Origin of the sequence: Delftia sp. JD2 (genome assembly GCF_001682645.1) — a bacterium.
In the GTDB taxonomy this organism is placed as follows: Bacteria; Pseudomonadota; Gammaproteobacteria; order Burkholderiales; family Burkholderiaceae_C; genus Comamonas; species Comamonas acidovorans.
This window is the reverse complement of sequence record NZ_LFJT01000032.1, coordinates 61882-72890: the sequence shown is the minus strand read 5'-3', so window position 1 is coordinate 72890 and position 11009 is coordinate 61882. Positions and strand designations below refer to the sequence as shown.

Here is an 11009-nt window from a genome sequence, read left to right as displayed (position 1 = left end):
ATCCTGGGCGAGACCATCGATGACGCGGCCCGCGCCGCTGGTCAGAACGGTCAATGCCGCCTGGAAGACGTTCGCCTCCACGGCGCCGATGTCACACCGCGCACCCTGGGGGCGGACCACGCCGCGCTGGTCCGTGCCGGGTGCGGCCGTGCAGGCCACCCCGTCCAGTGCCGGGCTGCCGGTGCCGTTCAGCATGGTCTGGGTAGGGCCGCCGTGGCTGGCCAGGGGGCCGAGCTGCGGGTTGCCCGTGGTGAAGGCCAGGGCGCTGATGTCGGCATCGTTCAGGGCCTGCGCCAAGCCCAGCAGGTTGTCGCTGCCGCTGGCATCGCTGGTGCCGCCATTGCGCAGGTCCAGCACCACGTCCCTGCCAGCGGGCTGTTTGGTGGCCGGCTCGAACACGCTGCCCTGGGCAATGCTCGCCTGCATCTCCAGCGAGGCGCCGCTGCGGGTGCAACTGATGTTGCCACCCGCACTGCAGGCGGCCTGGGAATCGCCCAGGCTGTAGATGGCGCCGCCTTGCGCGGCAGGGTTGTCGTCGCCATTGGCCTGCACGGTATTGCCGGCCAGGGTGGAGAAACGGATGGTGAGCACGCCGTTGTAGTTGAAAACGGCGCCACCCAGGCCGGCGCCGCCGCCGCTGCTGTTGCCCAGCCCGCCGTGTGCACCGTTGCCAGCGAGGGTGACCTGGTTCAGCGTCAAGGTGCCTGCGTTGTTGAAAATGGCCCCTCCCATGGCGCCTGCGCCACCGCCAGCGTCGAAGGCGCCGCCCCCACCGTTGCCAGCGCCGAAGCCGCCACCGCTGCCACGACGGCCACCACCACCGCCAAAGCCGCCACCGCCGGAGCCGCCGCCGCCACCACCGAAGCCGCCGTTCTTGCCGTTGGCGCTGCTACTGCCACCGCCCAGGCCGCCATCGTCCGGGCCGCCAGCGTTCGGCCCTCCCCCCGGGGAAAAAGTCGCATCCTCGCCCACGCCGGCACCTGCAAAGGAGTTCAAGGAAAGCCTGCCTCCTTGCCCCCCTTGTGCGTGATTGCGCGTGAGCGTGCTGCGTTCGATGGTGAGCTGGCCCCGATTGAAGATGGCACCGCCCGCACCCAGCGCGCCGCCGCCAAAGCGGCTGGAGCCGCCTGTGGCCTGCCCCCCGGCCAGGGTCAGGCCGCGCAGGACCAGGCCACCCTGCGCATCGATGTCGAACAGCCGGAAACCGGGTGCGGTCCCGAGGCGCTGCACGCTCACGCCCTGGGGCGTCAGGCCATTGGCGGTGGCATCGATGGTGATGCGCTTGCCGCTGATGAAGAAGGCGCTGGGGCCGAACTGCGAGACGTAGCCGGGCCAGCTGGCCAGCGGCAGGCAGGTGGCGCCGGCGGCCTGCCCGGTGTCCAGGCAGTTGGTAAAGCGGGTCAGCGAGATGGTCTGCCCATCCAGGGCCGCGCCGAAGACGATGGTGTCGCCATCGGCGGCATGGTTGATGGCATCGCGCAGGGTGTCGCAGTTGCGGTCGCCTGCGGCAGGCGAGCATTGCGCACGAGACAGCGGCTCGGTGTCTGCAATCTCGCCGGCGGTGGTGACGGTGAGTGTGGCGGCCTGGGCCGCGGCGCCGGCAAGGGCCAGTGCCAACCCGCCCGCCAGGCCCGGCAATGTCCGGACCCGGGGGCTCGGCGCGGGTATGGGTGGTACGTCGGCTGCAGCAGACAGATGGATGATGGACATGGCGGACCCCCTCGGTAGGCACAGCATCTCGGTGATGTGCTGAAGAGGGCAAATCTATGGGGTGTCCGGCTTTCTGTATGTCCCCCGTTCGGGCTACATGGGCGATGAGAGGGGGCGGGGGCGCCATGCCGCCCGTGTCACCCATGCCGCCCATGTCGCCTATCCGGGCGACATGACAGCGGTCTTGTTCCATGTGAACATGCGGCCCTCGCCACGCACTCCACGTCCATGGACACGCACACAGACCCTTACTCTGCCGCCGCGACGGGTGGCGCCACACCCATCCGCGTGGCCGTGGTGGAGGACGACGCCGCCTGCCGCCACGCCCTGGTGGGCGTGATCAATGCCGCGAAGGACATGGTCCTGTGCTGGGCGGCAGCCAGCCGCGCGGAGGCCCTGCACCAGCTCGGCCGCGCCGATGGGGCCGGTGCCATGGACGTGATGCTGGTGGACCTGGGCCTGCCCGACGGCAGCGGCCTGGAGGTGATTGCTGCCGTGCGCACCCGCCACCCCGGGGCGGCGGTGATGGTCAGCACCATCTTTGGCGACGAGCAGCATGTGCTGGCCGCCATCGAGGCCGGCGCCATGGGCTATCTGCTCAAGGACCTGGCCGCCGACGCGGTGCTGGAGGAAGTGCGCAGCCTGCACGCGGGCGGCAGCCCCATCAATCCCATGGTGGCGCGCAAGCTGCTGCTGCGCCAGCAGCGGGCCGGGGCGGTGGCCGGGCTGGAACGGTCTGTGGAGCCGCAGGCCGCCGCGCAGGCGCTGTCCACGCGCGAGCTGGAGGTGCTGCGCCTGGTGGCGCGCGGCCATACGCTGGACGAGGTGGCGCGCCAGCTGGGCGTGTCGCGCCATACGGTGCGTACCTTCGTGCGGCGCATCTACGGCAAGCTGCAGGTGTCCAGCCGCACGCAGATGATGCATGTGGCGTTGCAGCGCGGCTGGCTGGCAGAGGGGCGGCAATGAGCACCGCCAGGGTGGGCAGATGACGCAGCCGCTGCGGCAGGGGAGGGTCTTGCTGGTTTCGGCGGGGCTGGTGGCGCTGGCGATGCTGCTGGCGGGGGCGTTCGGGCTGCGTGGCCCCGCCGCATGCGAAGCGGTGCAACTGCGCCAGGCGCAGCTGTGGCGGTCGGACAGCCCGCACTGGGCGCCGCCTGCGGCGCTTGCGTCGGCCGATGACGCGGTGCTGGATGCATCGACGCCGTGGAGCGATGTGGACCTGCCCTATGGGGGCGACAGGGCCGTGTCGGGCAGCGGCGACCTGGCCGCGGCGCCGCCCGAGGTGCGCTGGTTCCGCGCCGTGGTGCCGCCCGAGGCGCTGGCACCCACGCCCCAGGGCGCGCGCCTGTATATCCCGCGCTGGCAGACGGTGGGCACGGTGGCGGTGTATGTGGATGGGAAGCTGGCCTGGCAGACGCGCGGCAGCCGGGTGTGGAACAGTTTCAACCGGCCGGTGTGGCTGGACCTGGGCGGGCTGGCGCAGCCGGGCAGGCCGCTGCAGGTGCATGTGCGCATGGCCAGCCAGCAGGGCGTGGGCGGGGCGCTGTCCAGCCTGTGGGCGGGGCCGGCCGAGTCGCTGCGCCTGTCCTGGCGGCTGCGCAGCCTGCTCCAGGCCGATCTGGTGGTCTATACGGCGGGCTCCTACCTGGTGCTGGGCCTGTTCGCGCTGGCGCTGTGGACGCTGCAGCGGCGGCGCGGGGATGTGGTGTTCCTGCTGTTCTTCCTGATGTCGCTGTGCCAGTTGCTGGGCTCGCTGCAGTTCATGGTGGACGGCGAGGGGCTGGCCCTGTCGGACGGCTGGTTCTCCTGGCTGACGCTGGCCGGCCTCATGGGCGCCACGGTGGCGGCCTTCCATTTCCTGTGCCTGATGCAGCGCAGGCGCCGGCCATGGCTGGGCAGGGTGCTGCAGGGCTATGTGGGCACGGTGCTGCTGGTGGCGGTGCCGCTGTGGGGGCCGGCGCACGAGACCATCCTGCCGCTGCTGCGGCTGCTGATGGTGCCGCCGGAGATCCTGGTGCTGTGCATGGCCGTGGCGGGCGCCTGGCGCATGCGCGATGGCGGCAGCACCATGCTGGCCGTGTGGATGCTGCTGTCGTTTCCCATCGGCTTCCATGACCTGGCGCTGCAGAGCTACCTGATCAGCATAGAGAGCATCTACCTCACGCCCTATGTGTACCTGGGGCTGTTCACGCTGTTCCTGCTGGTGGCCTACCGGCGTTACAACGGCGCGCTGGCCGTGGCCGAGAACGCCAACCTGCATCTGGCGGAACGGCTCAAGGCCCAGGAGGCCGAGCTGGCCCAGGCCCATGAGCGCCTGCTGGCCGTGGAGCGCGAACAGACGCTGATGCAGGAGCGCCAGCGCCTGATGCGCGAGATGCACGACGGCGTGGGCTCTTCGCTGATGAGCGCGCTGCGCGTGGTGGAGTTCAACCAGGCCGGCACGGTGGACCTGGTGCAGCTGCTGCAGGAGTGCATCGATGACCTGAAGCTGTCCATCGATTCGCTGGAGCCGCTGGACTGCGACCTGCTGGCGCTGCTGGCCGGGCTGCGCTACCGGCTGGGGCCGCGCCTGGAGGGGGCGGGGCTGCGGCTGCACTGGGAGGTGAGCGACCTGCCCGCGCTGCCCTGGCTGGACGCGCAGGCCGCCCTGCATGTGCTGCGCATCCTGCAGGAGGTGCTGACCAACATCATCAAGCACAGCGGCGCGCGCGAGATCACGGTGCGCACGGCCCAGGCCCCCCTGGACGGCCGGGCCGGCGTGCAGGTGCTGGTGGAGGACGACGGCCACCCCTTCGACCGCGCCCAGGCACCCACCGAGGGCCGCAAGGGACTGGTGAACATGCGCACGCGCGCGCTGGCGCTGCAGGCGCGGCTGGACTGGGTGCCGCTGGCCGGCGGCAATCGCTTCACGCTGTGGATGCCGCTGGAGCGGGCGGGGCCCTAGTCCTGCGCCGTGCGCGCCATGTAGCGCTTGCGCCAGAAGAACACGGTCAGGCCCACGGCAATCGTCGTCATCGAGCCCATGGCCCACCAGAAGCCGTCCTGCTTGTGCACCAGGGGGATGAACTCGAAATTCATGCCGAAGATGCCGGCAATCAGGTTCAGCGGCAGGAAGACGGCCGTCAGCGCGGTCAGCGTGCGCATGATGTCGTTGGTGCGGTTGCTCTGCACCGAAAAATGCATCTGCACCACGGTCTCGGTGCTTTGCTCCAGCCGCCGCACGTGGTGGACCACGCGCTCTATGTGTTCCAGCACGTCGCGGCTGCGCACCTTGAGCAGGTCCAGCTCGCGCAGCGCCGCCGCATCTTCAGGCGGCGCCCAGGTCTCCAGCGCGTCCGTCCAGTCCTGCACGGCGGCGCGCTGGTCTTCGCAGACCTCGTCCAGCTCGTGCAGGGCCAGGCGTGCGTCCAGTAGCGCGCTCCAGTTGGCAAAGCGCGTGCGCGGGCGCAGCAGCTCGGTCTGCCAGTGGTCCAGCTGGCGCGACAGTTCGCGGCGCAGGTCCAGGAAGCCGTCCACGATGAGGTTGACCACGCGCAGCATGAGGTCGGGCGGGCTGGCAGGCAGCCGCGTGCCGGAGGTGGGGTTCAGCCGTCCCTCGCGCGGGTCATTGGGCACGGCGGCCAGCAGCCGCGCGGCATAGGCGTCGCGCACGGTGCAGTCGTCGGGGTGCACGGACAGCAGCACCTGATCGAACATGGCAAAGCCCACGGGACTGGTGTCGATGTTGCGCAGCACGGGCGGGCCTGTGCGGCGCACGGGAGGTGAGGGGGGCAGCGCCTGCGCCGCAGGCGAAGAGGCCGTGCCGGCCTGCGGGGCGGCACGTGCCTGCCCGCTGGCCAGGCGGCGAAAGACCAGCAGGTCGTACTGCGAGGTGTAGTCGTAGCGCGAGGGCAGCTGGGCGTTGAGCAGGTCCGAGACATGCAGGTCCACCAGCTGCTGGCCCGACAGCAGCTGCAGCGTGCGCTGCACCTCGGCCAGCCGCTCCTGCAAGGTGGCGCGGGTGCAGGAGATCCAGACGAATCCCTGCGCGGGCGCCTGGTCGGGCAGGGCGGCCAGTTCGGTGGCGCCGCCCGGCTGCAGGTGGAAGATGCGCATGTTCCTGGCGGCGGGAGCGGCTCCCGCGGGCGGCGTCACCGGCTGCATGCGCTCAGCCGCGCAGCTTGCGCGCGGCGTCGATGGCGAAGTAGGTCAGGATGCCGTCGGCACCCGCGCGCTTGAAGGCCAGCAGCGATTCCATCATCACCTGGTCATGGTCCAGCCAGCCGTTGGCGGCGGCGGCCTTGAGCATGGCGTACTCGCCGCTGACCTGGTAGGCGAAGGTGGGCACGCCGAACTCGTCCTTGACGCGGCGCACCACGTCCAGGTACGGCATGCCGGGCTTGACCATGACCATGTCGGCGCCTTCGGCCAGGTCCTGGGCGACTTCGCGCAGGGCTTCGTCGGTGTTGGCGGGGTCCATCTGGTAGACGTTCTTGTCGGCCTTGCCCAGCGCGCCGCGCGTGCCCACGGCGTCGCGGAACGGACCGTAGAAGGCGCTGGCGTACTTGGCGCTGTAGGCCATGATGCGGGTGTGGATGTGGCCGTGGGCCTCCAGCGCCTCGCGGATGGCACCGATGCGGCCGTCCATCATGTCGCTGGGCGCCACCATGTCCACGCCGGCCTCGGCATGGTTCAGGGCCTGGCCCACCAGGACCTGCACGGTCTCGTCGTTGATGATGTAGCCGGACTCATCCAGGATGCCGTCCTGGCCGTGGCTGGTGTAGGGGTCCAGGGCCACGTCGGTCATCACGCCCAGTTGCGGGAATTCCTTCTTGAGCGCACGCACCACGCGCGGGATCAGGCCGTCGGGGTTGAGTGCCTCCTTGCCGTCGGGCGTCTTCAGCGAGGTCTCGATGGCGGGGAACAGCGCCAGGAACGGGATCTCCAGCTGCACGCACTGCTCGGCCACGGGCAGCAGCAGGTCCAGGCTCAGGCGGTCCACGCCGGGCATGGAGGGCACGGCCTCGCGCTGGTTCGTGCCTTCGTGCACGAACACGGGGTAGATGAAGTCATGGGCCGTGAGCACGTTCTCGCGCACCAGATTGCGCGTGAAGGCGTCGCGGCGCAGGCGGCGGGGGCGGTTGTGCGGGAAGGGGGTGGGGCTGGACAGATGCATGCCGAAAATTGTGCCCCATTCCCGCCGCAGGCCCCGCAACCCTTGCGACGACGCCGGCACGCGGGACTCGGCTTTTGCGCCTGCGCAGCCTGGCGCACCCCTGTACGCACGTACACTGCCCGCATGCTGTGGGTCAAAGCCTTTCATATCGTTTTCGTGGCAAGCTGGTTTGCGGGCCTGTTCTATCTGCCTCGCATCTTCGTCAACGTGGCCATGGTCACGCCCGGCTCGGTGGCCGAGCGCGAGCGCCTGCTGCTGATGGCACGCAAGCTGCTGCGCTTCACCACGCTGCTGGCCGTGCCTGCACTGGGCCTGGGCCTGTGGCTGTACCTGGGCTACGGCATCGGCAAGGGGCCGGGCAACGGCTGGATGCATGCCAAGCTGGCCGGCGTGCTGCTGGTCATCGGCTACCACCACGCCTGCGCGCGCCTGCTGCGCAAGCTGATCGACAACCGGGACCAGCACAGCCACCGCTGGTTCCGCTTCTTCAACGAGGTGCCGGTGCTGCTGCTGGTGGCCATCGTCATCCTGGTGGTCGTCAAACCTTTCTGAGAAACCGATCCAACGAAGAGGGAGGCAGGGCGTGGTGCAAAAGACTTCGGCCTGGCCGCTGGCGCTGGTCTATGCGGTGCTCATCGTTTTCGCCAGCCTGTTTCCTTTCGATGGCTGGCGTGCCCAGGGCATTGATCCGCTGGTCTTCCTGACGGCAAAGATCCCGCCGCCGTACTGGACCTGGTTCGACATCAACATCAATATCGTCGGCTACGCGCCGCTGGGCTTTTTCCTGGCGCTGGCCCTGGTGCGCAGCGGCAGCCCGCGCGCGGCCGTGCCGCTGGCGGCGCTGGCCGGCACGCTGCTGTCGCTGGGCATGGAGTTCCTGCAGATCTACCTGCCGCGGCGCGTTCCCTCCAACCTGGACCTGGTGCTCAATGCGGGCGGCACCCTGCTGGGGGCGCTGGTGGCGCTGCTGCTGGAGCGGCTGGGCGCGCTGGCGCGCTGGAGCGCATTTCGTACCCACTGGCTGGGCGAGGACGGCGGCGGCGCCATGGTGCTGCTGGCGCTGTGGCCCTGGGCGCTGCTCTTTCCCGCCGCCGTGCCCTTTGGCCTGGGCCAGGTGCTGGAGCGGCTGGAGCAGGGGCTGCTGGATCTGCTCGAAGGCACGCCCTTCCTCATGTGGCTGCCGCTGCGCGAGTCCGCGCTGACGCCGCTGTCGCCCGTGACCGAGATGCTGTGCGTGATGCTGGGCCTGTGGGTGCCCTGTCTGCTGGCCTACTGCGTAATGCGCCACATGGGCCGGCGCGCCATGCTGGCGGGCTCTGCGGTGGTGATCGGCATCGGTGTCTCGGCACTGTCGGCCGCGTTGAGCTGGGGGCCGGCCCATGCCTGGGAGTGGGTGGACCTGCCGGTGCGCATGGGCGTGTGGGGTGGCCTGGGCCTGGCCATGGTGGCCATGCCGCTGCCGCGCCGGGCCTGTGCGGCCCTCTTGCTGCTGGTGCTGGTGCTGCAATTGAGCATCCTGAACCAGGCGCCCACCAGCGCCTATTTCTCGGAAACGCTGCAGGCCTGGGAGCAGGGCCGCTTCATCCGCTTCTACGGGCTGGGCCAGTGGCTGGGCTGGCTGTGGCCCTATGCGACCCTGGTCTATGTGCTGCTCAGGCTGGCGCGCCGCGATGCGGCACCGCCGCCGCCCCCGGCGCCTGCAGTGCCGCAGGCCTAGAATCCGCTCCATGAGCGAACACCCACGTCCCGGGGCCGACAGCGGCCAGCAAGGCGCAGGCAACTACTATGCGCGCCACATCTTCTTTTGCCTCAACGAGAGACCCAACGGCGAGGACTGCTGTGCGCTGCACGGCGCCAAGGCGGGCTTTGACCACTGCAAGAAGCAGGTCAAGCAGCTGGGCCTGGCCGGCAAGGGCCAGGTGCGCGTGAACAAGGCCGGTTGCCTGGACCGCTGCGCGGGCGGTCCCGTGGCCGTGGTCTACCCCGAAGGCACCTGGTACACCTTCGTGGACGAGTCCGACATCGACGAGATCGTCGAGTCCCACCTCAAGAACGGCCAGCCCGTGGAGCGCCTGCTGCTGCCGCCCGACGTGGGCCGCTGAGCACCGGCTGGAACTTTGGGCCTTTCCGGGCATCAGTGCTTTGTCAGCTTGGATTGGCTGCTACTACTAGGATAGCGATTGTGAATGCGCAGACCGAACGTTTGACCTTGACCGGCCTTGCCGGGGCCGTGGAGGCCCTGCGCGATGCGCCGGCCGCCGATGCACCGCCGCGCGGCGTGGCCATCATCGCCCACCCCCATCCGCTGTTCGGCGGCACCATGGACAACAAGGTGGTGCAGACCCTGGCGCGTGCCTTCGTGCAGTGCGGCTACACGGCCGTGCGATTCAACTTCCGCGGCGTGGGCGCCAGTGCCGGCGAGCACGACGCAGGCGTTGGCGAGGCCCAGGACATGCTGTCCGTGGTCCGCCAGGTCGCCCCCGAAGGACCGATCGCGCTGGCCGGCTTCTCATTCGGAGCCTTCGTCACCAGCCATGTGCTGGCGGGGCTCTGGAACGAGGGTCGGGTGGAAAAGGCGGTGCTGGTGGGTACGGCGGCCAGCCGTTTCACCGTGGCGCCTGTCCCGCCCGAAGCCCATGACCGGACCCTGGTGGTGCACGGCGAAGCCGATGACACGGTGCCTCTGTCTGCTGTCATGGACTGGGCGCGCCCGCAGATACTGCCTGTTACCGTCGTGCCCGGAGGCGGTCATTTCTTTCACGGACAATTGCCGCTGCTCAAAAGCCTCGTGGTCCGCCATTTGCGCTCACTCCCCTAGCGGCCCGCGCCGCTGCTCAACAGGCCTGCCCCATCGGGCGGGCATGTTTTCGCCTTTCCTGCATTCCCTGCCCTTTAGCGAGAGTTTTCCTCATGAAGCCACTTTCCTCCACGCTGCGAGTCCTGGCACTGGCGGCCGCCATGGCGCCGGCCCTGGCGCTGGCGCAGATCACCCCGCCCCAGCCGCCCGAAATCGCGGCGCGCAACTATCTGCTGGTCGATGTCACCGCCAACCAGGTGCTGGGCGCCAAGGACATCGATGCGCCCATCGAGCAGGCCTCGCTGACCAAGCTGATGACCGGCTACCTGGTCTTCGACGCGCTGCGCGCCAAGAAGATCACGCTGGAGCAGCGCCTGCCCGTGAGCGAGCGCGCCTGGAAGATGCCCGGCTCGCGCATGTTCATCGACCCCAAGATGCAGGTGCCGGTCGATGACCTGGTCAAGGGCATGATCGTGCAGTCCGGCAACGACGCCACCATGGCCCTGGCCGAAGGCGTGGGCGGCTCGGCCGAGAACTTCGTGCGGCTCATGAACGAGCAGGCCAAGGCGCTGGGCATGAAGAACACCAGCTACAAGAACCCCGAAGGCCTGACCGAGCCCGGCCACCTGACCACGGCACGCGACCTGTCCATCCTCGCCCAGCGCCTGATGCAGGACTTCCCCGAGTACATGCACTACTACTCGACCAAGAAGTACTTCTATCCGGGCACGCCGGCCTCCAACGGCACCAACCGCAACTCGCTGCTGTTCCGCGACCCGACCGTCGATGGCCTCAAGACCGGCCACACGGCCGCCGCCGGCTACTGCCTGGTGGCCACCGCCAAGCGCGATCTGCCCAACGTGGGCAGCCGCCGCCTGATCTCCATCGTGCTGGGCGCGGCCAGCGAGAACGCGCGTGCCAATGAAAGCCAGAAGCTGCTGAACTGGGGCTATGCGGCCTTCGATTCGGTCAAGCTGTTCGATGCCGAGCAGGCCGTGGCCACGCCCGAAGTCTGGAAGGGCAAGGCGAACACCGTCAAGATCGGCCGCACCACGCCCATCGTGGTCACCGTGCCGGCCGGCAGCGGCGGCAAGCTGAGCACCGAAGTCGTGCGCCAGGACCCGCTGATCGCCCCGTTCACCAAGGGCCAGGCCATGGGCACGCTCAAGGTCAAGATGGGTGCCGACACCGTGGCCGAAGTGCCGCTGGTGGCGCTGGAAGGCGTGGAGCAGGCAGGCTTCTTCGGCCGGGCCTGGGATGCGATCCGCCTCTGGATCAAGTAAGCCCCGCGCCTGTCGCGCAGGCCCTCGCGTACTGGCTTGAAGGGGGTGCAGTTGTGCGATCTCC

At 69.4% G+C, this 11009-nt stretch carries 10 protein-coding genes; 7 read left to right on the top strand and 3 right to left on the bottom strand.

The annotated features are described in order from the left end of the window. A partial coding sequence (locus ACM14_RS18060) for a choice-of-anchor Q domain-containing protein (protein ID WP_302621871.1) occupies positions 1-1710 on the bottom strand: 1710 nt, incomplete at its 3' end. 228 nt (positions 1711-1938) lie between these two features. On the opposite strand from ACM14_RS18060, the gene ACM14_RS18055 reads away from it, so the two are divergent. Then, entirely contained in the window at positions 1939-2676 is a 738-nt protein-coding gene (locus ACM14_RS18055; protein ID WP_065346895.1) for a response regulator transcription factor, read from the top strand. A 49-nt stretch (positions 2677-2725) separates the two neighbouring features. Continuing rightward, positions 2726-4654 carry an ATP-binding protein gene (locus tag ACM14_RS18050; RefSeq protein ID WP_254662079.1) on the top strand — a complete coding sequence of 643 codons (1929 nt, stop codon included), beginning with the start codon at positions 2726-2728 and terminating at the stop codon, positions 4652-4654. On the opposite strand, the gene ACM14_RS18045 is transcribed toward ACM14_RS18050, so the two are convergent. Further along, a complete protein-coding gene (locus ACM14_RS18045; protein WP_013800241.1) occupies positions 4651-5853 on the bottom strand; it encodes a magnesium transporter CorA family protein in 1203 nt (400 codons plus the stop codon). The genes ACM14_RS18050 and ACM14_RS18045 overlap by 4 nt on opposite strands. Before the next feature lie 4 nt (positions 5854-5857). Beyond that, positions 5858-6865, bottom strand: a complete 1008-nt coding sequence (hemB, locus tag ACM14_RS18040) for a porphobilinogen synthase (RefSeq protein ID WP_013800242.1) — start codon at positions 6863-6865, stop codon at positions 5858-5860. A 123-nt stretch (positions 6866-6988) separates the two neighbouring features. Between hemB and ACM14_RS18035 the strand changes: the two genes are divergently transcribed. The 5 genes from ACM14_RS18035 (at position 6989) to ACM14_RS18015 (ending at position 10945) form a co-directional block, all read left to right on the top strand. Beyond that, complete coding sequence (locus ACM14_RS18035) at positions 6989-7417, top strand: CopD family protein (protein ID WP_013800243.1); 429 nt, start codon at positions 6989-6991, stop codon at positions 7415-7417. Between the two features lie 31 nt (positions 7418-7448). After that, the gene (locus ACM14_RS18030; protein WP_065346893.1) at positions 7449-8582 is read left to right on the top strand and encodes a VanZ family protein; all 1134 of its coding nucleotides are present in this window, start codon (positions 7449-7451) and stop codon (positions 8580-8582) included. Between the two features lie 10 nt (positions 8583-8592). Further along, on the top strand, positions 8593-8967 hold the full coding sequence (locus tag ACM14_RS18025) for a ferredoxin (protein ID WP_012202322.1): 375 nt from the start codon (positions 8593-8595) through the stop codon (positions 8965-8967). 80 nt (positions 8968-9047) lie between these two features. Continuing rightward, positions 9048-9683, top strand: a complete 636-nt coding sequence (locus tag ACM14_RS18020) for an alpha/beta hydrolase (RefSeq protein ID WP_012202323.1) — start codon at positions 9048-9050, stop codon at positions 9681-9683. 92 nt (positions 9684-9775) lie between these two features. Then, positions 9776-10945 (top strand): D-alanyl-D-alanine carboxypeptidase family protein, encoded by a 1170-nt coding sequence (locus ACM14_RS18015; RefSeq protein ID WP_013800247.1) that lies wholly within the window; start codon positions 9776-9778, stop codon positions 10943-10945. Positions 10946-11009: the final 64 nt, after the last annotated feature.